This window comes from Marinobacter arenosus, from assembly GCF_019264345.1.
Taxonomy (GTDB): Bacteria; Pseudomonadota; Gammaproteobacteria; order Pseudomonadales; family Oleiphilaceae; genus Marinobacter; species Marinobacter arenosus.
Map to the genome: position 1 here is coordinate 458,852 of NZ_JAHVAO010000001.1, position 23,778 is coordinate 482,629.

Annotated in this window: 24 protein-coding genes; 11 read left to right on the forward strand and 13 right to left on the reverse strand. The window is 58.3% G+C overall.

The annotated features are described in order from the left end of the window. The first annotated feature begins 2 nt into the window (after positions 1-2). The 3 genes from cydB to cydC are packed head-to-tail and all read left to right on the forward strand — an operon-like array spanning position 3 to position 4,347. A complete protein-coding gene (gene cydB / locus KXD86_RS02120; RefSeq protein WP_218634439.1) occupies positions 3-1,004 on the forward strand; it encodes a cytochrome d ubiquinol oxidase subunit II in 1,002 nt (333 codons plus the stop codon). Beyond that, positions 1,005-2,738 (forward strand): thiol reductant ABC exporter subunit CydD, encoded by a 1,734-nt coding sequence (cydD, locus tag KXD86_RS02125; protein ID WP_376770944.1) that lies wholly within the window; start codon positions 1,005-1,007, stop codon positions 2,736-2,738. Beyond that, positions 2,731-4,347, forward strand: coding sequence for a thiol reductant ABC exporter subunit CydC (gene cydC, locus KXD86_RS02130; RefSeq protein WP_218634440.1), 1,617 nt, complete (start codon positions 2,731-2,733; stop codon positions 4,345-4,347). Before cydD ends, cydC begins: the two co-directional genes overlap by 8 nt. A 9-nt stretch (positions 4,348-4,356) precedes the next feature. Here cydC and KXD86_RS02135 read toward each other — a convergent pair whose 3' ends face one another. Both KXD86_RS02135 and KXD86_RS02140 read right to left on the reverse strand, forming a co-directional pair. Next, positions 4,357-5,598, reverse strand: coding sequence for a saccharopine dehydrogenase family protein (locus KXD86_RS02135; RefSeq protein ID WP_218634441.1), 1,242 nt, complete (start codon positions 5,596-5,598; stop codon positions 4,357-4,359). A 35-nt stretch (positions 5,599-5,633) separates the two neighbouring features. Continuing rightward, positions 5,634-6,050 (reverse strand): hypothetical protein, encoded by a 417-nt coding sequence (locus KXD86_RS02140; RefSeq protein WP_218634442.1) that lies wholly within the window; start codon positions 6,048-6,050, stop codon positions 5,634-5,636. Between the two features lie 209 nt (positions 6,051-6,259). Here KXD86_RS02140 and KXD86_RS02145 point away from each other — a divergent pair, with 209 nt between their 5' ends. Then, entirely contained in the window at positions 6,260-6,589 is a 330-nt protein-coding gene (locus KXD86_RS02145) for a hypothetical protein (protein WP_218634443.1), read from the forward strand. Positions 6,590-6,601: 12 nt separating this feature from the next. Then, the gene (locus tag KXD86_RS02150; protein WP_218634444.1) at positions 6,602-7,081 is read left to right on the forward strand and encodes a hypothetical protein; all 480 of its coding nucleotides are present in this window, start codon (positions 6,602-6,604) and stop codon (positions 7,079-7,081) included. Between the two features lie 15 nt (positions 7,082-7,096). Here the strand turns inward: KXD86_RS02150 and KXD86_RS02155 are convergent, their stop codons facing one another. From KXD86_RS02155 to KXD86_RS02165, 3 genes are all read right to left on the reverse strand, one after another. Continuing rightward, positions 7,097-7,939, reverse strand: coding sequence for a putative RNA methyltransferase (locus KXD86_RS02155; RefSeq protein ID WP_218634445.1), 843 nt, complete (start codon positions 7,937-7,939; stop codon positions 7,097-7,099). A 106-nt stretch (positions 7,940-8,045) separates the two neighbouring features. Then, entirely contained in the window at positions 8,046-8,987 is a 942-nt protein-coding gene (locus KXD86_RS02160) for an electron transfer flavoprotein subunit alpha/FixB family protein (protein WP_218634446.1), read from the reverse strand. After that, positions 8,988-9,737, reverse strand: coding sequence for an electron transfer flavoprotein subunit beta/FixA family protein (locus tag KXD86_RS02165; RefSeq protein WP_218634447.1), 750 nt, complete (start codon positions 9,735-9,737; stop codon positions 8,988-8,990). Positions 9,738-10,268: 531 nt separating this feature from the next. Between KXD86_RS02165 and KXD86_RS02170 the strand changes: the two genes are divergently transcribed. After that, positions 10,269-11,921 carry an electron transfer flavoprotein-ubiquinone oxidoreductase gene (locus KXD86_RS02170; RefSeq protein ID WP_218634448.1) on the forward strand — a complete coding sequence of 551 codons (1,653 nt, stop codon included), beginning with the start codon at positions 10,269-10,271 and terminating at the stop codon, positions 11,919-11,921. Positions 11,922-12,039: 118 nt separating this feature from the next. On the opposite strand, the gene KXD86_RS02175 is transcribed toward KXD86_RS02170, so the two are convergent. From KXD86_RS02175 to KXD86_RS02205, 7 genes are all read right to left on the reverse strand, one after another. Next, positions 12,040-12,501 carry an FKBP-type peptidyl-prolyl cis-trans isomerase gene (locus tag KXD86_RS02175; protein ID WP_218634449.1) on the reverse strand — a complete coding sequence of 154 codons (462 nt, stop codon included), beginning with the start codon at positions 12,499-12,501 and terminating at the stop codon, positions 12,040-12,042. A 199-nt stretch (positions 12,502-12,700) separates the two neighbouring features. After that, positions 12,701-13,267: a DUF1285 domain-containing protein gene (locus KXD86_RS02180; RefSeq protein ID WP_218634450.1), complete on the reverse strand. Its 567-nt coding sequence runs from the start codon at positions 13,265-13,267 to the stop codon at positions 12,701-12,703. 23 nt (positions 13,268-13,290) lie between these two features. After that, entirely contained in the window at positions 13,291-14,187 is an 897-nt protein-coding gene (locus KXD86_RS02185; RefSeq protein ID WP_218634451.1) for a radical SAM protein, read from the reverse strand. 44 nt (positions 14,188-14,231) lie between these two features. Beyond that, positions 14,232-14,681, reverse strand: a complete 450-nt coding sequence (locus tag KXD86_RS02190; protein ID WP_218634452.1) for a SixA phosphatase family protein — start codon at positions 14,679-14,681, stop codon at positions 14,232-14,234. Between the two features lie 24 nt (positions 14,682-14,705). Further along, positions 14,706-15,773, reverse strand: a complete 1,068-nt coding sequence (locus KXD86_RS02195; RefSeq protein ID WP_218634453.1) for an NAD(P)H-dependent glycerol-3-phosphate dehydrogenase — start codon at positions 15,771-15,773, stop codon at positions 14,706-14,708. A gap of 66 nt (positions 15,774-15,839) precedes the next feature. Next, on the reverse strand, positions 15,840-16,331 hold the full coding sequence (locus KXD86_RS02200) for an STAS domain-containing protein (RefSeq protein ID WP_218634454.1): 492 nt from the start codon (positions 16,329-16,331) through the stop codon (positions 15,840-15,842). 15 nt (positions 16,332-16,346) lie between these two features. Continuing rightward, on the reverse strand, positions 16,347-17,555 hold the full coding sequence (locus KXD86_RS02205) for a PP2C family protein-serine/threonine phosphatase (RefSeq protein ID WP_218634455.1): 1,209 nt from the start codon (positions 17,553-17,555) through the stop codon (positions 16,347-16,349). A 114-nt stretch (positions 17,556-17,669) separates the two neighbouring features. Between KXD86_RS02205 and KXD86_RS02210 the strand changes: the two genes are divergently transcribed. Continuing rightward, on the forward strand, positions 17,670-19,154 hold the full coding sequence (locus tag KXD86_RS02210; protein ID WP_218634456.1) for an HD domain-containing protein: 1,485 nt from the start codon (positions 17,670-17,672) through the stop codon (positions 19,152-19,154). Positions 19,155-19,160: 6 nt separating this feature from the next. On the opposite strand, the gene KXD86_RS02215 is transcribed toward KXD86_RS02210, so the two are convergent. Beyond that, positions 19,161-20,180 carry an NAD(P)/FAD-dependent oxidoreductase gene (locus KXD86_RS02215; protein ID WP_218634457.1) on the reverse strand — a complete coding sequence of 340 codons (1,020 nt, stop codon included), beginning with the start codon at positions 20,178-20,180 and terminating at the stop codon, positions 19,161-19,163. A gap of 118 nt (positions 20,181-20,298) precedes the next feature. On the opposite strand from KXD86_RS02215, the gene KXD86_RS02220 reads away from it, so the two are divergent. Genes KXD86_RS02220 through KXD86_RS02235 form a run of 4 tightly spaced genes read left to right on the forward strand, consistent with a single transcriptional unit; the run spans position 20,299 to position 23,778 of the window. Continuing rightward, positions 20,299-21,255, forward strand: coding sequence for an acyl-CoA desaturase (locus KXD86_RS02220; RefSeq protein WP_218634458.1), 957 nt, complete (start codon positions 20,299-20,301; stop codon positions 21,253-21,255). Then, positions 21,252-21,719 carry a nuclear transport factor 2 family protein gene (locus tag KXD86_RS02225; RefSeq protein WP_218634459.1) on the forward strand — a complete coding sequence of 156 codons (468 nt, stop codon included), beginning with the start codon at positions 21,252-21,254 and terminating at the stop codon, positions 21,717-21,719. Before KXD86_RS02220 ends, KXD86_RS02225 begins: the two co-directional genes overlap by 4 nt. Further along, a complete protein-coding gene (locus KXD86_RS02230) occupies positions 21,716-22,516 on the forward strand; it encodes an SDR family NAD(P)-dependent oxidoreductase (protein WP_218634460.1) in 801 nt (266 codons plus the stop codon). Before KXD86_RS02225 ends, KXD86_RS02230 begins: the two co-directional genes overlap by 4 nt. Then, positions 22,513-23,778: an NAD(P)/FAD-dependent oxidoreductase gene (locus tag KXD86_RS02235; RefSeq protein ID WP_218634461.1), complete on the forward strand. Its 1,266-nt coding sequence runs from the start codon at positions 22,513-22,515 to the stop codon at positions 23,776-23,778. Before KXD86_RS02230 ends, KXD86_RS02235 begins: the two co-directional genes overlap by 4 nt.

Genomic DNA, 23,778 nt, shown 5'->3' on the forward strand with positions numbered 1-23,778 from the left:
TTATGGAACTGTTCGACCTGCCCCTGATCTGGGCGTTTATTATTGGCTTCGGCATCATCATGTACGTGTTGATGGACGGGTTCGACCTGGGCGTCGGTATCCTCTTTCCGTTTGCACCGAACGAGGAAGCCCGTGACACCATGATGAACACGGTGGCGCCGGTGTGGGACGGCAACGAAACCTGGCTGGTGCTCGGCGGGGCCGGTCTGCTGGCCGCCTTTCCACTGGTTTATTCTATCCTGCTCCCGGCACTGTATATCGGGGTTTTCCTGCTGCTTGCCGGGCTGATTTTCCGGGGGGTCGCCTTCGAGTTCCGGTTCAAGGCCCGAACCTCCCGGTACCTCTGGAACTGGGCATTCGCCGGGGGCTCTACGGTCGCCGCGTTTGCCCAGGGTGCCGTGGTGGGCAGCTACATCCAGGGGTTCGAAACCGCCAACGGCGTCTACGTGGGCAATGCACTCGACTGGCTGACCCCGTTCACGGTCCTGACCGGCCTGGGCATGCTCGCTGGTTATGCGCTGCTGGGTTCGACCTGGCTGATCCTCAAAACCGAGGGGCGTCTGCAGGCGTGGGCCTACCGCATCACCCTGCCCCTGCTGGCTGGCGTTCTTGTGGTGTTCGGCATCATCAGTGTCTGGACGCCGTTCGTTGACGACATGGTGCGGGAGCGCTGGTTCAGCAATCTCAGTGTGATCTGGATTCTGCCGGTACTCACCCTGCTCTGCGCCTTCCAGATCTTCCGTTCGGTGCGGAATCGTTACGAAGGCATGCCTTTTGTGGCCACCATGGGGCTGTTCATCACCACTTACCTGGGCCTTGTGGCAAGCCGCTGGCCCTATGTGGTGCCGCCGGAGTACACCTTGTGGGACGCCGCCTCCGCCTACGAATCCCAGCTCTTCCTGCTGCTGGGCCTGCTGTTTGTAATCCCGATCGTGCTGGTCTATACCGCATGGACATACTGGGTTTTCCGCGGCAAGGTTCGTGCGGGCGAGGGCTACCATTAAGTGGCAGAAACTTCCAATGGACAGATTCACGGGGCTGGGGAGGACTCCTCAGCCCCTGATCCGCATGAAGTAAAAGGCTGGCTCGCGAGCCTGGCCCGGGGCAATCGGCGGTGGATCCGGGGCACCGTCGCGGCGGGCGTGGCGGCGGGCCTGGCGACCATCGCCCAGATGGCGTTCCTGGCCACCGTTGTTCACCGGGGCGTGGTCGACGATGCACCGATGGCCGAACTGTCCCTGCCCTTTCTGGGCGTGATGCTCGCGATGGTCGTACGCGCTGCGGCCCAGGGCCTGCAGACTCACCTGGCCGCCCGATGCAGTGAAGACGTCCGGCGGGATGCCCGACGCCAGATCAACCACCTCTGGCAATCCGCCGGGCCCGTGGCGATCGGGCATTCCTCGGCGGGCGAATTGTCCCGGGAATGGCTGGATCACGTCGAGGCATTGCACGGGTATTTCGCCCGGTTTCTGCCCCAGATGACGCTCTCCCTGGTCATTCCGTTGATGATTCTGGTGCTCGTTTTCAGCCTTGACTGGCTCGCGGGCATCTTCCTGTTGCTGTCAGCCCCCCTGATACCAGTCTTCATGGCCCTGGTGGGGATGGGTGCTGAGAAGCTTAACCAGCAGCATTTTCAGGCCATCAGCAGGCTCTCAGGGCAATTTCTGGACAAGGTTCGGGGGCTGAGCACCCTGCAACTGTTTGGCCAGACCGAATCCGCCTCACTGCTGATTCAATCGCGCTCGGATCACTACCGGCGCATCACCATGAAGACGCTCCGCGTGGCCTTCCTGTCTTCGGCGGTTCTGGAATTTTTTGCGTCCATGGCCATTGCCGTCATCGCCATCTACATCGGGTTCGGGCTACTCGGCTACATCACCTACGGGCCCTCCGACCAGCTTACGTTGTTTTCCGGGCTTCTGATTCTCTTGCTGGCGCCCGAGTTCTTCCAGCCATTACGCACGCTGTCTCAGCATTACCATGATCGTGCCGCAGCCCTCGGTGCCGGCGCGGAGATCCTCGCCCGGCTGGGTTCCCTGAAACCCCTCCACGAGGGCCGCCAACCTGATAGGGCCCCGGAATCGACCAACGTCCCCGCCGATCGAATCCAGCTTGAGTCCGTCACCGTGGAATACCGGCCGGGCCACCCCATCTTCCGGGACCTGACGCTCTCAATGGAACGAGGATCGTGCATTGCCCTGACTGGCCCGTCCGGTGGCGGGAAAAGTACCCTGCTCCACCTCCTGGCCGGATTTATTGAACCGGACGAGGGTTCCGTGAGCGTACTGGGCCGGGCACCCGGCGCAGTCAGTTTCGGGTGGCTGGGTCAGACCGGGTTTCTGGTAAACGGTACCTGGGCCGACAATCTGCGCCTCACCAGCCCGCAGGCCTCGGATATTGCGATCGAGACCGCCCTGAAGAACGTTGGCCTTCGACCGCTACTCGACAGTCGCGAACAAGGCATTTATAGCCATGTCTCGGAATGTGGCCGGGGCCTGTCGGGCGGCCAGGCGCGCCGCCTGAGCCTGGCTCGCATCTTCGTAGCCGATTACGACCTGATCCTGCTCGACGAGCCCACGGCGGGCCTGGACACCGACAGCGAAATCTACGTACTGGAGGCCCTTCACAAGCTGGCACAGGCCGGAAAGACGCTGGTCTTTTCCACCCACCATCAGGCCTTGCTTACCCTGGCCAACCGGGTCCTCCTTGTTACCGAGGGCGAGGTGCGCGATGCGTGAACTTGCCCCCTGGCTACGCCTGATTTTACGTCGCCCCGTCCGGCTGACCGTTGGAGGCGGCCTGATCCTGGTCACCCTGGTCTCCGGCATCGGCCTGCTGGCTCTCTCCGGCTGGTTTATCACCGAGACGGCCCTGGTGGGGCTGGCCCTGGCCGCCGGCGCACAGGCGGCCATCAACCTGTATACCCCCGGCGGCGGCATCCGGTTCTTCGCGCTGTCCCGTACGGTCGGTCGTTACCTTGAGCGGGTCTATAACCACGATACGGTACTTCGCCTGCTGACCGACATCCGGGTCCATCTTTTCAGGCAGTTGGCGTCCACACCGCCCATCGATCGTTCCGGGCTTTCCGGCGCACAGTGGCTGTCCCGCCTGACACGGGATGTGGATGCGCTCGACACCCTGTATCTGCGTCTGATTGCACCCACGGCCCTGGCTGCGCTGGTGGTGCTGCTGGTGGTGGTACTGGCCAGTATCTGGTTCAACGCCACCATTGCCCTCTGGTTGGCGATCATCCTGTTCGCGGCGCTTGTGTTATCCACGCTGTCGGTTTACCTCCGTACGCGCCACATCGCTGGGCCGCAAAGTGAGCGGGAGGAGCGGTTGCGCATTGCCGTCATTGAACATCTTGAGGGCTTTGCCGAGCTCACCGCCGCCGGGCGTACCGGCAAGCACGCGGCGTGGTTGATGCGCCAGGCCCAGCATGTCAGTTCGGAACAGGCCAAAGCCGATCGCCGGGTTGGCTGGCATCAGGCAGGCACTCAGCTTCTCGTCAATCTTGCGGCGACCTTTGCGCTCTGGGCCGGCTTCTCCCTGTTCGAAGCCGGCCAGATTTCCGGGCCCGTGCTGGTCCTGCTGCCCATCGCCCTGCTGGGGCTGGCCGAGGTCTATGCCGCCCTGCCCGACGCCTTTGGCAAGCTTGGTGCCACAGAAACCTCGGCTGGAAGGCTGAACCAACAATCCGAAACGTCCGGGGCGACGATGTCGGAGGACGGCGAAAAGGTACCCCATGGCAGGGTGTTGGTCGCTACGGACCTGGCGGTTCGCTACGCGGATTCTCCGCCCATTTTCAAACACGTCAACCTGACCCTCGGCGAGGGTGAGCACCTTGGGGTGGTGGGACACTCGGGCAGCGGCAAATCCTCCCTGGCGGACGTCCTGGCCGGCCTGATACCCGCCTATCACGGTGACGTCTGCCACCGCCCGTTAAGCTACCTCACGCAATCGACGGTGTTGTTCGAGGACACCCTCAGGGCCAACCTGATGCTGGCCAATCCAAACGCCTCGGATGCCGAGCTCTGGCAGGTTCTGGAACTGGTGGAGCTGGCGGAACGGTTCGCAACGGAAGCGGATCAGCTGGATACCTGGCTGGGCAGCGCAGGCAGTCGGCTTTCCGGGGGTGAGGCCCGGCGGGTTGCCCTGGCCCGGGTGTTGCTGAATCCGGCGCCGCTGATCATTCTGGATGAACCGTTCACCGGGGTGGATGCGGCCACACGAGAGCGCATCTGCCAGAGGCTGAACCAGTGGCTGGAGGGAAAGGCGTTGATTGCCCTGGCGCACGGGGCCGATGCCCTTCCGGACACCGACCGCGTGATCCATCTGACTTACTGAGGCGTCATCCTAGCGGGTTTCCAACACCTCGAAGGTCAGACCAGCCTTGCTGGTCAGGCGCTCCATCAGGCTACCGTCCAGCAGGGATGATGGCGTCCAGAAGCCCCCTTCCTTGTCGGCGGGTACGTCGAAAGCCAGGCACATGCCGGCCTCGCCGAGCATTTTGCCCGTGGAGCCGTAACCCGGATCCTGATCGCCGGTTACTTTGGTGATGATGGTCTTGCCGTCCTCGGTGCGCCCAACAAATCGCAGGTCGTAGAAACCCGCTTTCTGGGCTTCCGGGCTGGGGCCCTCACCGGGCTTCGGGACGAACTTCTCGACCAGCCAGCGAGTGGGCTTGATCGCAGAGGCGGTGAAAAAGGCGCCCAGGCCTCCGGTGATTCCGTAGGCGGCCAGCCGGCCTTTCATACCCCGACCGGTCATCATTGCCTCGTCGTAGGTGAATTCCTTTCCGTAGCGGGCGTTCTGGAGCGCGTTAGAACGGTGGACGATCCGGGTATTGATTGCTCCCATCACGAATGGCGCCAGCCACGCGTTGAAGGTGGCATCGTACTCCGCCCCCTTCAAGCTCGGCTGACGAACCTTGGACCGATGCTCCGGCGGGCAGATTGAGAATGGGTTCGCCAGCTCCTTGCGGAGTTTCGGGTCGGCGGCGGCCTCCTTGGCGATGTTGATCATGGAAGCAACGGTGCCACCGGAAAACTCGCCTTTCGCCACTTTCACGCGCATGCGAACGTCACGGCATGGCGCCCCGAACGTCTGCTCGGACTTCTCCTGGAGAAACCAGACCCCCATGTCGGAAGGAATGGAGTCAAATCCACAGCAATGGACGATGCGGGCACCGGACGCCTTGGCTTCCTGTTCGTACCGGTCCACCATCTTGCGAATCCACTGCACCTCGCCGGTCAGATCGCAGTAATCCGTGCCAGTGCGGACGCAGGCCTGAACGAGGGGCTCACCATAGAGCGCGTAGGGGCCGACGGTGGAAATAATCACGCGGGTCTGGCCGCACATTGCCTGAAGCGCGCGCTCATCCGAGGCATCAGCCAGGATCACCGGCAGATCCTTGGCGTCTTTGCCCAGTTCGTCTTTCAGGGTGTTCAGTTTTGTTTCAGAGCGACCGGCGATCGCCCACTTCACGGACTTCCCCAATCCGTAGGTGTCGAGCAAATACCGGGTAAGAATCTGACCGACGAAACTGGTCGCTCCAAACACAACCAGATCGTAGGTCGTATCGGCTGATTTAGTCATTGCTCATCCTTAGTTCGATAAAGTAATTAATGTGATCAGGCAGCGGAGCGCGGTGCTCGGGCGCCCATCAGACGCATGAATGTAGCCACACCCAGGCCCCAGAATCCATTGAGAATCAGGCCACCAATCCAGGTCTGCGCTGACACATCGAGACCTTTCAGCGGAAACACCACCAACATAGCCACCGCCGTTGGCCCGATCGCGCCCACCAGAACGTGACCCAGCCAGTATTTAATGCCCGCCAGCCGGCCTAGAATCAGCCAGAGCACAAGCCCCCACAAGCCGCCAAAGAAAGCGAGCGACAGGACGGAGGGAACGCCCAGGGGTGGAACAGGTGTCAGGTTGAACGGTGCCATCGGCACCACGCCCCCCAGGTAGAACAGCATGAACAGCCCCTGGTGGAATACCAGGGTTGCAAGAAAACCGGCGATAAATGCCTTGATCCAGACCATAATCATTTCCTTAAGTGGGACAAACGTAGGTCTTAACTCTTTGATTCTGCACAGCAGTCGTACGCACTGCAAATATTGTTGGCTATTTTGAGTGAAGGTTCCATTTTCACCACAGACTTGCAGAATCACCGTCGTCAGGGCCAATCGTTTGACGTAGTTTGTCAGGCAAACTGCGAAACACGCATTAAACGAGCCACGGAGTATTAGAATTGACCACAATCCTGGTGACAGTAAGTCTGATTCTCGCCATTTTCAGCGGTTTTCTGTGCTGGCAAGTGCTGGAGCAGCGCAAGTTGATTCGCCACATGATGGAGAGCGACGACATCGAGAACCCAGAGCAAGACCCCGAGCTCGTTCTTACGCTCAGGGTTCTGGATCCGATTGCCATCGCCAAGCGCGAATCCCGATCGGCCCGCGTCCTGGCCGACCGGCTGCCGGTCATGGTCCGGAAAATGGTGTATCAGGAGGTCATGAAAGAGCTGGAATCTGAGCTGGCGGAACGGGAAATCGATGTCGAGATGCACATTGAATATCGTTAGGAGACCTCCCCCATGAACGCTTACCTGGTCTTATCATCTGCCCTCTTACTGCTGGCAGCCGGGGCACTGGTATTCACGTTCTGGCAGCTGCAAGTAGCCCGCCGTCACCTGAGGGTACTCAATTCCCACCGGATTGCGGCCCACAGCGCCATTCAGAAAAGCCGGATGGATTTGCTTGAGGTTCGCAACCGGGCAAAAATACTCGAGGATTCGGTATCCGGTGGCGCCAGTGCCGTTGAAAAGGTTCACAAGGCGATTTCCAACACCACGTTTGGCCTGATCGATCTGTTTTCAAGGGATGAAGAATTCCGAGCGAACGCCCGTAAAGCCCGAATGACCCACGATAACACCAGCGAAAACATCTACAAGACGGTCCGGACGACCAATAAGGCGCTCCATATCCTCGCGGACACCCTGATTATCGGGAAAGCCGAGAAGCAGATTGTCTCCCGCAAGCGCGGCCGCAAGGGCTCCTCGGACAAATCGACCTGACCGGCTAACGACGGCTCAGGCCTTCTCGAAAATCCGCAGCACAGCATCCACGGTTACGGTCAGCGATTGCAGGGCTGCCGCTTTTTCACGCCCTTCGGCACTGGCGCGGTATAGGTGTGGGGTCATGGCCAGCAGATCGGCGATGGCCTCCTGGCTATTCAGGGGCAAGCTGTAACGCACATTCTCACTGCTAACGAAACGAAAGCCATCGGGCGCGTCATCGTTATCCGGCCGTTCCGGTTTCAACTCCGGGTAGATAATTTCCCGCAGTTCGCGCAGGTGTTCCGGACCAGCATCGAGCTGTAGCACATGCCCTCCCGGCTTCAGGACCCGGTGGAACTCGCCGTAAACCGGAAAACCGAACAGGCACAGTATGCAATCCAGTTCGTCCGGCAGTACCGGCAGATTGGCGTTGCTGCCCACGACCCAACTGAACCGTTTGTCCTGTTTGGCCGCCGCCAGTACCGCCCATTTCGAAATATCGACTCCGATTCCGGTCCCGTCCCGGCTTTGCCCCAGGGCATCTGCGAGCCGCCTCGCGTAGTACCCCTCACCGCATCCTGCATCAAGGAAAGAGGCGGGCTCGTTTCCCTGCAACACCGCGCCGACTGCCAGGTTTACCGCATCGGATATCCGTTCATAGTAGCCCGCGTTGAGAAACCGCTGGCGTGCCGCGACCATCTCCTTGCTGTCACCGGGGTCCAGCGAGCGCTTTTTCTGCACTGGCAGCAGGTGAACATAGCCTTGCCGGGCAACGTCAAAGTTATGCCCGTTTTCGCAGTACCAGCTCCGTTCGCCATGAACCAGGGGACTTCCATCCAGGGGGCAAGCCAGTGCGGCAAAGGGAGAAATGGTCATGACAGGTATCCAAATAGGTGCGATGGAGGATTGGAAAGCCAAGCCTATTTTATGGAGAGGCAACAAAAAAGGCACCCGAAGGTGCCTTTTTCAACCGAAGAAAGAATCAGAGTACTTTCTTCAGTTCTTCTTCCAGCTGCGGAACCGCTTCGAACAGATCCGCGACCAGACCGTAATCGGCAACCTGGAAGATCGGCGCTTCTTCGTCCTTGTTGATCGCAACGATCACCTTGGAGTCAGACATACCCGCCAGGTGCTGGATAGCACCGGAGATACCAACCGCAACGTACAGCTGCGGAGCAACGATCTTACCAGTCTGGCCTACCTGCATGTCGTTCGGTACGAAACCGGCGTCGACCGCGGCACGGGATGCACCAACAGCAGCGCCCAGCAGATCAGCAACTTTCTCCAGCATTTTGAAGTTTTCGCCGTTCTGCATGCCACGACCACCGGAGATAACCACGCCGGCGCTGGCCAGATCCGGACGATCGGATTCGGCTTTCTGCTCACTAACGAAGGCAGAAACTCCGGCATCCTTCACAACGTCCAGCTGCTCGACAGCGGCAGAGCCACCTTCAGCGGCAACCGGATCGAAGCCTGTCGGACGAACGGTGATAACCTTGATGCTGTCGCTTGCCTTAACGGTGGCGATGGCGTTGCCTGCGTAGATCGGACGAACGAAGGTGTCTTCGGACTCAACGCGGATGATGTCGGAAACCTGCGCGACGTCCAGGAGAGCTGCAACGCGGGGCATGAAGTCCTTACCGGTGGTGCCGGCAGCGGCCAGAATGTGGCTGTAGCCCTTGCCCACTTCGGCAACCAGCTCGCCCAGATTCTCGCCCAGGAAGTGACCATAAGCGGCGTTGTCGGCAACCAGTACCTTGTTCACGCCTTCGGCCTTGGCAGCTGCTTCCGCAACGGCGCCACAGTTCTCACCGGCAACCAGGACGTCGATGTCCCCGCCGATGGCCTTGGCCGCCGCTACAACATTCAGGGTAGCCTGTTTCAGGCTGCTGTTGTCATGTTCAGCAATTACAAGGATGCTCATTTAGATCACCTTCGCTTCGTTCTTCAGTTTATCGACCAGCTCAGCAACGTCAGCCACTTTCACGCCAGCCTGGCGGGCGGCAGGCGCTTCAACTTTCAGCGTGGACAGGCGCGGGGCAATGTCGACACCCAGATCGGCCGGGCTCACAGATTCGAGCGGCTTCTTCTTGGCCTTCATGATGTTCGGCAGAGAGGCGTAACGAGGCTCGTTCAGACGCAGGTCAGTGGTAACGACCGCCGGCAGGTTCAGAGACACGGTCATCAGACCACCGTCTACTTCGCGGGTTACGTTAACCTTTTCACCATCGACAACCACTTCGGACGCGAAGGTGCCCTGAGCCATACCGGTCAGTGCTGCCAGCATCTGGCCCGTCTGGTTGTTGTCGGAATCGATGGACTGCTTGCCAAGAATGACCAGCTTGGGCTCTTCTTTCTCGACAACAGACTTCAGCAGCTTGGCCGCTTCGAGAGACTGAACCTCTTCGTCTGTTTCCACGTGGATACCACGGTCAGCACCCAGGGCCAGCGCAGTACGGATTTGCTCCTGTGCAGCTTTCGGGCCGATGGAGACCACCACGATTTCACTGGCAACACCCTTCTCTTTGAGGCGAACCGCTTCTTCAACCGCGATTTCACAGAATGGGTTCATTGCCATCTTGACGTTGGCGAGATCAACACCGGTGTTGTCCGGCTTGACGCGCACCTTTACGTTGTAGTCGATTACTCGTTTTACAGCGACCAGAACCTTCATAGATTCCTCGTTCTTCTACGATGGGTTTAAAGACTCGCAATCAGAAACACTCTTTTTCGCGACCCCGCGGCTGCGGATATCGGAGTATTCTTGATTCCTCTCGTTTCGGCGTGAATGCAAAATTATGGGCGTTCACGTCAAACGTTACAAACAGCTTCCTCACGCGGGGCCTGCTGTCACGGCGGACTAATACTGCAGGCAAAGGATAAATGGGTCAATAGCCCCATTCGACGCGCCAGAAGCGTTTCTCAAGCCAATTGGCCGTTGTTGACTCGGCCTGGCCGTGAGACGATACTAAAAAACGCCTCAGAACACACGATGTTTCGGTGCGCACTTACAATGCCAAAGGACGGAGAGAATTTCAAACAAACGTTTGTTTGATTCTTCAAATACGATATCCTTTCAATCTGATAAGTCGTTACATTCGGCTACGGGCAGTCGTCTATAGGCACTTTTACCGGTATGATGACGTCCCTGAATTATTCGCCTGCGGGCACATAATATCCATTAAAGAAGTTTGAGGAGACCAACGTGGAACGCGAATCGATGGAATTTGATGTTCTTATCGTCGGCGGCGGCCCTGCGGGCCTGTCGGCAGCTTGTCGTGTCATGCAGTTGGCACAGGAAGCTGGCGAAGAACTGACCGTATGCGTGGTAGAGAAAGGTTCTGAAATCGGCGCGCACATTCTTGCCGGTACCGTATTCGAGCCCACTGCCCTCAACGAACTCTTCCCGGACTGGAAAGAGAAAGGTGCCCCGCTTAACACGCCGGTCACTCGCGACGACATTTTCCTGCTGAAGGATCAGCAGAAAGCGACCAAGATTCCGAATGGTTTCGTGCCCAAGAACATGCACAACCACGGCAACTACATCATCAGCCTGGGCAACCTCTGCCGCTGGCTCGCCGAGCAGGCCGAGCAACTGGGCGTGGAAGTCTATCCCGGCTTTGCTGCTGCCGAGACCATCGTTGAAGACGGCCAGGTCAAAGGCATCATCACCGGTGATATGGGCGTGGCCCGTGACGGTTCCGAGAAAGACGGCTACATGCCGGGTATGGAACTGCGCGCCAAGTACACCCTCTTTACCGAAGGCTGCCGTGGTCACCTCGGCAAGCGCCTGATCAACGACTTCAAGCTGGACGAAGGTAAGGATCCGCAGCATTACGGCATCGGCATCAAGGAACTGTGGGACATTGATCCGTCCAAGCACGAGCCTGGCCTGGTTGTTCACACCACTGGCTGGCCGCTGAACGAAAGCGGCTCTACCGGCGGTTCTTTCCTGTATCACCTGGAAAACGGGCAGGTCTACGTTGGCCTGATCACCGACCTGTCCTACAGCAACCCGCACTTGAGCCCGTTCGAGGAATTCCAGCGCCTGAAGCTTCACCCGGAGATCAGCAAATACCTGGAAGGCGGCAAGCGTGTGTCCTACGGCGCCCGAGCCATTTCGAAAGGTGGCTACAATGCCCTTCCGAAAATGAGCTTCCCGGGTGGTCTGTTGCTGGGCTGCGACGCTGGCACCCTGAACAGCTCCAAGATCAAGGGTTCCCACACCGCCATGAAGTCGGGCCTGCTGGGTGCAGAGGCGGTATTCGAGGCACTGAAAGACGGCAAAGCCGGAGAAGAAATCACCGATTTCCAGAAGCGTTTCGAGGACAGCTGGCTGTACAAAGAGCTGTACGCTGAGCGTAACTTCGGTCCGGCCATGCACAAGTTCGGCAACGTCGTGGGTGGCGCGATCGCCTTCTTCGAGCAGAACATTCTGCGCGGCAGCCTGCCGATTACGTTCCACGACACAGTTCCGGACTACGCAACGCTCAAGCCTGCGTCCGAAGCCAAGAAGATCAGCTATCCGAAGCCGGATAACAAACTGACCTTCGATCGGCTGTCGTCGGTGTTCATCTCCAACACCAATCACGAAGAAGATCAGCCGGTTCACCTGAAACTGACCGATCCGGACATTCCGCTGCAGGAAAACCTGCCCAAGTACGACGAACCGGCTCAGCGCTACTGCCCGGCCGGCGTTTACGAGGTTGTCGAGAAAGACGACGGCAGCGGGAAGAAGTTCCAGATCAACGCCCAGAACTGTGTTCACTGCAAGACCTGCGACATCAAGGACCCTGCACAGAACATTAACTGGGTAACGCCGGAAGGTGGCGGTGGCCCCAACTATCCAAACATGTAAGTTTGGAACGCCATGGAAAGCGGCCCTTCGGGGCCGCTTTTTTTTGCACCCTGATATCATTCAGGCATAAAAAAACGGCTCCCGAAGGAGCCGTTTTTCGATGGAGCTTCTGACAAGCTTAGTGAGCGTGACCGTGCTCTTTTTCTTCGTCAGTCGCTTCACGGGCCTCTACAACTTCTACGTCGAAGTGCAGGGTCTGGCCAGCCAGCGGGTGGTTGGCATCGATGGTGACGGTTTCATCGCCGACTTCAACGACACGTACAACCTGAGGGCCACCCGGAGTCTGTGCCTGAAACTGCATGCCGGGCTCGATCGTGTCGACACCTTCAAAAGCTGAGCGCGGAACCGGTTGGACCAGCTCTTCGTTAACTTCGCCATAACCTTCTGCCGGCTCAACAGATACTTTGACCTGATCGCCAGGGTTCTTTTCGTTCAGTGCACTTTCCAGTCCACCGATAATGTTCTGGGCACCTTCCAGGTAAGACAGCGGCTCACGACCCTCTACACGGGAGGAGTCAAGCTGCTCTCCCTGGTCGTTGGTGAGCGTGTAATGGATGGTGACAACACGAGGTTGGGCCATGTGATCTCCTTGCGTGTCGCAATGACTGTTTAATGAATTAAGGCAATCGAAAGTGATCTTGAACAGTCAGACTGCACAGAGGGACTGACGACCACCGGGCCTCGTTAGAGAGCCAGGCTCGTAACAAGTATGAAAACACAGTTTAACAACTGAGTTGATGCGTTTTCTACCGTCAGAGGTGGGGGCGCCGTATGGGTTTTCAACCACCCCGCCCGATTTTGTAGAAATTTCCGCGACTAAACACCCCCAGCATCCGGTCGTCTGCCCCGCCCTGTTCAACGACATGATTGGCCAGATCGTAAAAGGCTGCGGTCACCAATCTTGCATCGACACCGTGACGAACCCGAACGACCGGGCGTGGCTCTTCGGAATCCGGATACTCCCCGACGTCGAGCGGGTGGTCCTCTCCGACCTCAAGCGTTTCACCCACATTGGTCGTCAACGTGATGACCTGATCCTGCCCCTCACCTTCAACCGTCAGGGAGTGAGCGAGCAAAGGGGTGTCCTCCACCTCGATCCGCCATTTTTCCACGGGGGTGACCAGGTAGTACTGCCCGTCGTCTTCACGGCGCAGGATGGTAGAGAACAGGCGAACAATGGCCTCTCGTGCCAGTGGTTCGCCCTTGTGTATCCATTGGCCATCGCGGGTGATGCGGAGATCCATGTCCCCGGACAGTTCCGGGTGCCATTGGTCGAGGGGTGGCTGTTCCGGGTTCTTCACAATCTGCTCCACTTGCTTGGCAAGACTTTCCGGGTTCTGGCTCATACGTTGGCTCCGCAATCCATCAGTTACAACCCTCGCATCCATTCCGCCCTGAGCGGAACAGCACCGGGGCTGTTAATGGCGAGGTCGACCTGCTCCAGCATTTTCTGTTTGTCGCGGCCGAGCGTGCCCTTCAGTACCAGATAATTGGAGGCATGGTCGCTCCGAAACACCGTGCGCTCCAGCTCAAGATGCTCGAGGAACAGTCTGATCTCCCCGAACAGTCCCTGCTGAGTGAGCGGGACAAAATCATCACCGAATCCGGCCCGGAACCGCTCTTCGCCCTGGGGAAAGCTCACCACCAGCGTCGACAGGTAGTCCGGCTGGGTTTCATTGCACAGGGTCGCGGTATTGATCGCATGCTGGCGCGAGAGGGTTTCGCCCCCCAGCCCATTCAGAACCATAACCGAACTGGTCAGGCCCGCTTCGCGAATTTTCACCAACGCCGAGCGAGTGGACTCCCACGACTCCCCTTTGTTAACGCGGTTCAGGATTTCATCGTCGCCCGACTCCATCCCGACATACAGAATCTGCAGTCCGGCCTCCTTCAACTGGGCCAGCTCATCCACTGTCTTTTTCGCAAGGTTTCGCGGCAGGCAGTAGCTGGACACCCGCTGCAGATCCGGGAAGGCTGCCTTCAGGTCTGCAAGAATTTCAAGGAGACGCCGCGTGGGCAGGACCATCGCGTCACCATCGGCCAGGAATACTCGCCGAACACCCCCGAGGCTACGGGCGGCGTTCTCGATGTCGCGTCGAACATCGTCCGGCTTCCGGGCCCGAAACTTCTTCTGCGGCTGGGTGTACATCTCGCAAAAGGTGCACTTGTTCCAGGAACACCCATTGGTGACAGGAAGAATCAGGGATTTGGCTTCACTCGGAGGCCGGAAAACCGGCTCGACGTAATCAATGGGAAAACTGTACATAACAATGGCTCAATCGGTAACTGGCGTGTCGATGATGAGGGAGATCAGGGCAGAAACTGGGCTTTCAAGTCCGCACAGCCGGGACCAATCACCGGCATATCCAACAGCACCGCCTGGGAGGTCATGAACGGTATCCCGCGGCGGTGGCCGTCTACCAGCAATGTGGAAAGACTGCCCACCAGGGGCATGTGCGAGACGATCAGCAGCGGTGACGCCTGGTTCTCCAACAGGGCGTCGAAGCAGAGGCCTGGGTCGTCATCGGGCGTAAGGAACTGCTTTTCTTCGATCGCGCAGTTCAGGATTTCCGACACGATGGCCGAGGTTTCCCTCGCCCGAACGTAGGGGCTGCTCCAGATCAGCTTGGGGCGCCACGGGGATTCGGCAATCTGCGCAGCGGCCTCGGCGACATGAAAACGCCCGGCTTCGGTCAGCTCACGCTCCTGATCGAGCGTATGCCAGCCCGCTTCGCCGTGCCGCATGATCAACAACTGCACAGGCATCCCTCCACTGAATGAACGTTACTGGGTGATCGTCCGCGGGAGTATGAATTCCACGTCGGAATTCTGCACAGCCATCATCAAGCTGTTAATAACGGCTTTGATGGAGGCGGTCCCATAGAGGATTTCATAAAGCCCCCTCACCAGAGGCATGTAGATGCCAATGGCCTCGGATTTCTCTTTCACCAGCTTCAGAGTATAGATGCCCTCGGCGACCTGACCCAGCTCAGCGACCGCGTCGTCCAGGTTCTGGCCCTTACCCACCGCATAGCCTACCCGGAAATTCCGGCTCTTGGACGAGGTGCAGGTCACGATGAGATCCCCCACTCCCGCGAGCCCCATGAAGGTCATGGGATTGGCGCCAAGGCTGACCGCAAACCGGCTCATTTCCGCCAGCCCACGGGTGATCAGCATGGCTTTCGCGTTCTCCCCCATATCCAGGGCCGACGCAAGGCCCGCTACGATGGCGTAGATGTTTTTCAGGGCGCCCGCCAGCTCAACGCCGTAGATATCCACGTTGGCGTAGACCCGGAAATACTCGCAGCCGAGCAGGTCCTGGACGGTACGGCGAACGTCCGGGTCCTTGGCGGCGATCACCGTTGCGGTCAGGTCCCGGTTAACGATTTCACTTGCGAGATTGGGTCCGCTCAGGACACCAATACGACACCGGGGGATTTCCTCCTGGAGGATCTCGCTCATCAGCTTGAAGCCGTGTTCCTCGATACCTTTGGTGAGGCTGACGACGATCTGGCCATCCCTGAATTCGCCGCTGTGATCCCGGATAACCGCTCGGAACGCCTTACTTGGAATGGCCACAAATACGATTTCGGCGTTGCCGACCGCCTCGGCCAGATTGGTGGTGGGAAGAATGTCACCGGACAGCTTAACGTCGGGCATGTACCGGCTGTTGATACGAGTGTCGGTGATCTCTTGAACCTGAGCGTCATCCCGCATCCAGAAGTGAACGCGATGGCCGTTCTCGCCCAGTACCTTGGTCATTGCGGTACCGAAGCTGCCACCGCCAAGAACCGCTACGTCATGTACCGGCCCTTTGGCCCCATTGTCTTGAGGCGCGTTCTTTTCAGGCATAATTATTCCATTACTGTGTCAAAACGATGAGAATCCGGTTCGTTCCGGGATCAGGAACGGTCCGGCTTAACCGGGCTCTTCACACTCGAGAGCACGCACCAGGTTCTTGAACTCTTCCCTGTTACGGCTGTTCAGCCCCATCAGCACCTTGTGCGCGTCCAAAACCTTGTCACGAACCTGCTGCTCGCTGGCTTTCAACACAGGAATTTCTTCGAGTTCTTCAATGCGGGACGCGGGTTCACGAACAATGATAAAGATCTTGTCGAACCCCATGGATGTGATAATGCGGGTGATATCGGGGTTGGTGGAAATCAGTGTGGGCAAAAACTGGCTTTGTTGCTGGGCTGCCATGGCGATTTTGGCGAGAAGCCCGAGCGTGGTGCTGTCGATGATTTCGGTTTCTGTCAGATCAATGACCACGGTTTTGAACTGAGGGTCCTGCGTGATGGACTCAACCAGATTGTCCAGCGTCGAACACAGGTTCAGCCGGATTTCGCCAATAAACTTCAGGACATAGATGCCCTGTTTTTCAGCTTGCAGGATCTTGTAACCAGCCATTTTTTCACACTGCCACTATTTCGACGACGTGTTATCTGATCCGACCATGGTATCAGTAACCGACACAATAGCTATATCGTCCGGTAATTCCGTGATCTCGTCGAGATTCAGAGCCTCGTTAAGGGAGGCGATAGTGTGACGACCTCCTGAAACGAGTTCAAGTAGCGTCCTTTCCTTTTCATCAAGGCTTTTGGCACGTATGACCTCCAAAATGCCGTCCGAAAACAGAATTAGCCGGAAAGGTTTATCCAGTGGCACTTCGTAAACTTCCCACTGGGGCATATCGAAAAGGCCAACCGGTAACCCACTGCCCTCAAGAAAGGCCGTTTCACCGCCTTCAAATGACAGAATGGGCATCGGGAAATGCGCCCCTACGGCGTACCTTAATTTACGCTCGCTAACGGAAATAATGCCAACAAACACGGTTACGTGTTTGCCGAGCCCCGTGTCCAGCAGTTCCGAATTGATCCGTTCCAGAAAGCGATCCGGATAGAGTATGTCGTGACTGGATTGGCGCCGGAGGTTGCGCAGCAACCGGTTGGTCAGGTTTTTCAGGATCACGGTAACGAAGGCGGAACTGGCCCCGTGGCCCGACACATCAGCAATGTAGACCAGCACCTGATCTTCTGAAATGCGGAAGTAATCCAGGAAATCGCCACTGAGATAAAGCGAAGGCTTGATCAGGTGGTCCACGTGCAGGCCAACCAGATCCTGTTCGTGATCCGGAAGCATTCGCAACTGCACCTTGCGCCCTGCCCGCTGGTCAGCGCGCAGTTCCGCTATGCCGTTGCGCAGATCCCGGTTGGCTTCCTCCAGCTCGTGACGGTATAGCTGGTTCAGGCGGTTTACTCGCACCCGATCAAAAAGCTTTTCAATGACATCGTCCAGCGCGCCCCGATCGTCGTTACACGGTTTCAGGACAAAGTCCGCAGCCCCTGCCCTGAGCGCTTTAACAACGTCTGCACTGGAATCGCTCGCGGAACAGCAGACGATGGGCGTGAAGGTTTCAGACTCTTCGAGCCGCCGAGCCAGATCCCCGATCCCCGCCGGCGGAAGGTCTGCAAAGATGACATCAGGAATGCTATCGTCAAACAGCGTCTTGGCAGAGGACAGGCCGGAAGCGCCGGTAACGTAAAAGCCGCGGGCTTCCAGGTAATGGGAAAGGTCCCGACGGGCCTTTTCATCGGCATCAATAATCAGAATGCGCTCGGTGCGCGACGTCATGGCTATTGCCCTAAGCTACCAGCGATAAACGAAAAATCGGGTTTAATAAGCCTATTCTGGCACGACCCTGTGATATAACAAGGCCAGTTTGACGAAATTGGGAGATTCCTGGATATGAGACGTGCCGTAAACGACTTGCTTGGCGCCTATGACAAGCTGATTATGGACCCGGTCCACGGCGGCATTCCCCTATATCGCCACGAAATCCAGGTAATCGATCATCCCCTGTTCCAGCGTCTCCGGAATATTTGCCAGAATGATATCCTGAGTCTGGTATTCCCGGGCGCGACCCACTCCCGCTTCCTCCACAGCATCGGTGTGATGCACGTCGGAACGCGCATGTTCCGGTCCATGATCGATGCGTACCTGCGGGAGCGGCAACTGAGCGAGCAGACCGACCTGAGCCTGAGTCAGCTCGACGCCATCGATTACCTCGCCAAGACCATTCGCCTGGGATGCCTGCTGCACGACAGCGGCCATTCCAGCTTTTCCCACCAGTTCACCCAGGCTCGTCGGATCCGCGACCTGATGTCCCGTCCGGGGCGATTTGGCGATCTCTGGGACGGCGTTGACTACTCGATCTACCATTCCGGGGAGCCGGAAGAACTGGAACACGAGCATTACTCCGTCCGTGTCGCCCACGATGTTCTCTCGTCGGTTGATCTGGAAAGCGCCGGGCTCTGTGCCCGGGACGTCATTGGAATCATGGAAACGACCGATGTGTCGCCCAGTGACACCTTTCAGCGGCACGCCCACACCTTCTGGGCCTTTATCGCCGGCGAAGACGCCGAATCCGGAACCCTCATCAGCAGCGATATTCCGCGCATGGTGATGGACCTGCTGAAATCCATCGTTTCCGGAGAAATCGATGCCGACCGCGCGGATTACATGCTCCGGGACGGATTCCACTCATCGGTCACGATCGGCGGCTTTAACCTCGACCATCTGTTGAGCAACCTTCGATTTGGCTGGAACGTTTCCGAGCCCTGGCTGGGATTGGCCATCACCCAGAAAGGCCTCGGGGCCCTTGAGGATTTCGTTTACAGCCGGCATCAGATGTACCGCAAGGTGTACGCCCACAAAACGGCGCTCGGCTTCGACTGGCTGTTACGCGAAGCGATTAATGAGGTGCTGGAAGACCCCGAGAATTTCCAGTGGGTGGACACCTGCCTGAGTGACATGCGTTTTTTCGCGGAACTGACGGACAATTTCTTCTGGGAGGCCTTCCGCAAGGTTGCGAGAAAGAACCCGGGCAGTTTTTCTTTCTGCATCGTCAACCGGGTCAAACTCAGCCACCTCGATACCCGCGAAGATTTGAGCGACAGGGGCATCGAACGTCATAGCGCCTGGCTGGCACAGGAACTGGAACTCAACCCCTCGCACGTGGTGACCTGCTCCATGCGGGCCCGGTTCTCGAACATTCAGGATAATTTCAACGGCATCAAGGTGCTGACGAGGGATCCGATTGATCGAAAACGTTCCCTTAAGAAGATTACCCACGTCAGCGCCTTTTTCAGCAAGTTCAGTGACGGCACCATCACCCACTTCTACCTGCGCCCGGATGTCACCACCCGGGGGCTGGAGGGCATGGTTGAGTAGCGAGCCTCAGTCGCGGCCTGACATGGCTTCCACCAGGCTGCAGGCACTGTTGAACGCCCCTTCCACGCGCCCGCCACTGAGCCAGTCCCCCGCAATACCAATGTTGTGGTCTGGAAACCAGAGATGCCCGGGCTGGTCACTGTCCGCCGATCGGGCATAAAGCCATCGATGGGTGACCACATTGTCCGGGGCATCCGTACACCCGAGCAGGTCCCGCAGCGCATCGATCATCAGGTTCGCCACATCTTGCGGCGGCGTCTCAACGTGCGCGTCGGTCCACTCCGGGTTGGCGTGCAACACCCACCATTGGCCGGCATCGTCCCGCCCGGGTTTGCTGGAGTTGTTGGCAACCCAGTAAAGCACCGGATGCTCCACTCGCATGCCCTCGTAGTCGGACGGAAGCGGACGCTCAAAGTGTGCGGCCACCGCCCAGCAGGGCAATACTTTTGTCACCGGCGCATCCAGTTCCTGCGCCAATTCATGCAGGTTGCTGTCTGCCAGCAGGTCCCGGGCCTGGGCGGGCGGCGCCGTGATCACCACCTGATCGAATTCCCCGAGGATCGCGCCTTCTGTGTCCACAAGGGTCCAGGAGGAGCCTGCTTTTCGAATTGCTCCAACCCGCGTCTCAGCCTTCAGATCTAGATGGGCTGAGAGCGCGCGGGTGATCGCGGTCATCCGGGGTACGCCCACGTATCGGGGATCGTCCGGGAAGCTGTCCCACTCACCCCGGTCGTTTCGGAAACCGAACCGACCCTGCCACCGGGCAAAGGCTGACTCCCCCGCGAACTCCTGAAGAAATGGAAGAAATGCAGGATTGCGGGCTGTGAAGTACTGGGCACCGACATCAGCCGAGCCACCCGGCACCCGCTTGGCCGCAAGCCGTCCTCCCGGTCCCCGGCTTTTTTCAAAGACCTGGACCGAGTGACCCTGATGTTTCAACTTCAGGCCGGCGGTCAGCCCCGCGAGGCCTGAACCAACGACCGCAATGCGGCGTATAAGGGGTGATTGCGATGACTGATTAAACATGGGTTATCGTGCATCCAAAGTGGTGAGTTAGAACGTACAACCCTGCAAGCGTTTTGTTCGGCAAAAAACCGATGACCACGCTGTTCAGGTTCACAAAAGAGACAAGGGCAAACAGGGTATGACCCGAGTACAAAACTGGTTGACAAACATTCTGAGGTGGTTCGATTCCTCCGCGGGTTCGGATCACATCGACACCAGCTCCCGTTCCTTCAATTTTATCCGCGTTATTCCGTTTCTGGCCCTGCACCTCGCGTGTTTGCTGGCCTTTTACACCGGCGTCAGCACCTTCGCGGCCGCCTTCGCCGCGGGATTCTTTTTGCTGAGGATGTTTGCAATCACCGGCTTCTACCACCGCTATTTCGCCCACAAAACCTTCAAGACAAGCCGGCCCGCCCAGTTCGTGTTCGCCGTCCTTGGTGCCAGCGCGGCCCAGCGGGGGCCGCTCTGGTGGGCCGCCCACCATCGCCACCACCATCAGCATTCCGACCAGGAACAGGACCTCCATTCGCCGCATCACGGCGGTTTCTGGTGGTCCCACGTTGGCTGGTTCACCTGCGACGCCGGCTTCGCCATGGATGAACGCCGGGTTCGGGACTGGATGAAATTCCCCGAACTGCGGTTCATAAACCGTTTCGATGCGATCGTTCCGGCCATTGCCGCCGTTGCCATCTACGGAATCGGCGAGGCGCTTGCGGTCTGGGCGCCGGGCCTTGGTACCAATGGTCTTCAGTTGCTGGTTTGGGGATTCTTTATTTCCACGGTAGCGCTGTTCCACGCTACGGTATCCATCAATTCGCTCTCCCATGTCTGGGGCAAGCGCCGTTTCGATACGTCCGACGGGAGCCGCAACAATTTCTGGCTGGCCCTGCTGACACTGGGCGAAGGGTGGCACAACAACCACCATCGCTGGCCCCAGTCAGTGCGCCAGGGTTTCCGCTGGTATGAAATCGACATCACCTGGTATGGGCTCTGGCTACTTTCCCGCCTTGGGATCATCTGGGATCTCAACCCGATTCCCAAACACATCAAGGAAGAAACCCGCCAACTGGACAGAATGAGGAGGACACGTTCATGACTACCGCCTCGGCCATTGAAGTCGGTTCCCGAAACTCTGCTGTACCCGTCACGATCGAGCATTTCAAGCGGCTTTTCAACGAACTCGACAAGGGCAATCTGAACAAACTGTCGGAAGTTTACAGCGAGGACATCCAGTTTCAGGATCCCCTTGGATCGGTTCAGGGCCTGGATGAGCTGACGCATTATTTCGCCAGTGCCTACGCCAACGCCATTAGCTGTCGCTTTGACTTTTCAGAGCCGGTATTCGATGGCTCTTACTCAGTCATCCCTTGGGTCATGCATCTTCGGCACAAGCGAATCAACGGCGGAAAGGAAATCCTTGTGGACGGCATCAGTCACCTGCGCATTGCCGACGGTAAGGTGTGCTACCACCGCGATTACTTCGACGCCGGACAATTGCTGTACGAAAACCTTCCCGTGGTCGGTAGCGTTGTCCGCTGGATTAAAGGATACGCAGGATGACCGAACGCCTTCAGACCCATTCCAACATCTGGATCACCGGGGCAAGTTCCGGCATCGGTGAGGCAGTGACCCGGGCACTCGCCAGGGGAGGTCACCGGCTGGTGCTCACCGGACGTCGGGCGCACCCCCTGGAAGAGCTCAAGGCTCTGGCGCCCGAGCGCATTATTACCGCAACGGGTGACACCACCAGTAAAGAAGATCTCCGCGGCATCGCCAACGTTCTTGAGAATCATGGCGATCTCCACATGGCCATCTTGAACGCGGGTACCTGCGAGTACCTGGACATCACCCATTACAACAGCGAAGTGATCGAGAAAAACATCCACACCAATGTCATCGGTACCGCCCGCTGCCTTGATATCGCATTACCCGCACTCAGGCGGACGCGCGCCAAGGGCTTACCGGCAACCCTGGTGATCATCAGCTCGTCCGCCTGGTGGTTCCCCTTCGGTCGAGCAGAGGGTTACGGCGCCTCCAAGGCCGCCCTGACCTACCTGGCCCAGGCCCTGAGGGCCGATCTTGCCGCCGAGGGCATTGACGTTGTCGTCGTGTCTCCTGGCTTCGTGAAAACCCCGCTGACGGATCGCAACGACTTCCCCATGCCGTTTCTCGTGTCGGCCGAAGAAGCAGCGGACCGCATCGTCAGCGGCCTGGCCAAAGGCAGGAACGAAATCGCGTTTCCGAAACGGTTCACCTGGATGCTCCGACTGCTGGGCGCGCTACCACAAACCCTGATCGATCGCATGGCGGCCTCTATGGCGAGAAAAAGTACCACTGAACAGGAAAACAATGGATGAGTAACGAACGTCAGCGTATTGCTGTCATTGGCGCCGGCGTGTCCGGCCTGACGGCCGCCTGGCTGCTGGCCGAGAAGCACGATGTCGAATTGTTTGAAGCCGGCGATTATGCCGGCGGCCACACCAATACCGAACAGGTTGAAGCCGGCGGCCGCACCTGGCCCGTCAACACGGGCTTCATTGTGTTTAATGACTGGACCTATCCGAATTTCATCCGTCTGATGGACCGGCTCGGCGTGCCATCGGAAGTCAGCGACATGAGTTTCAGTGTCGATTGCAACGCCACGGGCCTTCAATACAACGGCACCAGTCTCGATACCCTGTTCGCCCAGCGCAAGAACATTTTCAACCTGCCGTTCCTCAAGATGATCCGGGAAATACTCCGGTTTAACCGGGAAACCCGCGCCGATCTGGCGGCGAATGCCATCAACGACAGCGAGACCCTGGGCCAGTATCTGAGCCGGAACGGTTATTCTCGCTATTTCAGAAATTATTACATCGTGCCGATGGGCGCCGCGATCTGGTCCGCTCCGGAAATCGTGCTTGAACAATTCCCAATCCGGTTCTTCCTGCAGTTCTTCAATAACCACGGCATGCTCTCCGTGGACGATCGCCCCACCTGGCGGGTGATTTCAGGTGGCTCTGCCCAGTATGTCCACAAGATGATGGACCGGCTGGGCGATTGCACCCACCTGAACAGCCCGGTTGAACGCGTGAAACGGGACGATGAGGGTGTCACTCTCTACGTGGGTGGCAAAGAACGTCGATTTGATCAAGTCGTGTTGGCCTGCCACAGCGACCAGGCCCTGGCGATGCTGGCCGATCCCACGGACTGTGAACGGGAGGTCCTCGGAGCCATCGGCTACCAGAGCAACGACGTTGTCCTCCATACCGACAGCAGCGTGCTCCCGGACACCCGTCGGGCCTGGGCCGCCTGGAACTATTTCATCCCCACGCACAGTACCGAGCCGGTGTCCGTTACCTACAACATGAACATTCTGCAGAATTTCCATGATGCACCGGAAACCTTTTGCGTGACCCTCAACCGCAGCCACGACATCGCCCCGGACAGGATCATAAAGCAGTTCAGCTACAGCCACCCGGTCTTCACCCTGGAGGCGGTCGCGGCGCAGGGGCGGTACGACGACATCGGAAACCGGAACCGCACCCATTACTGCGGCGCTTACTGGTTCAATGGCTTTCATGAAGACGGCGTACGCAGCGCGCTTCGCGTGACCGAGGCCTTCGGTCTGGAGCTATAG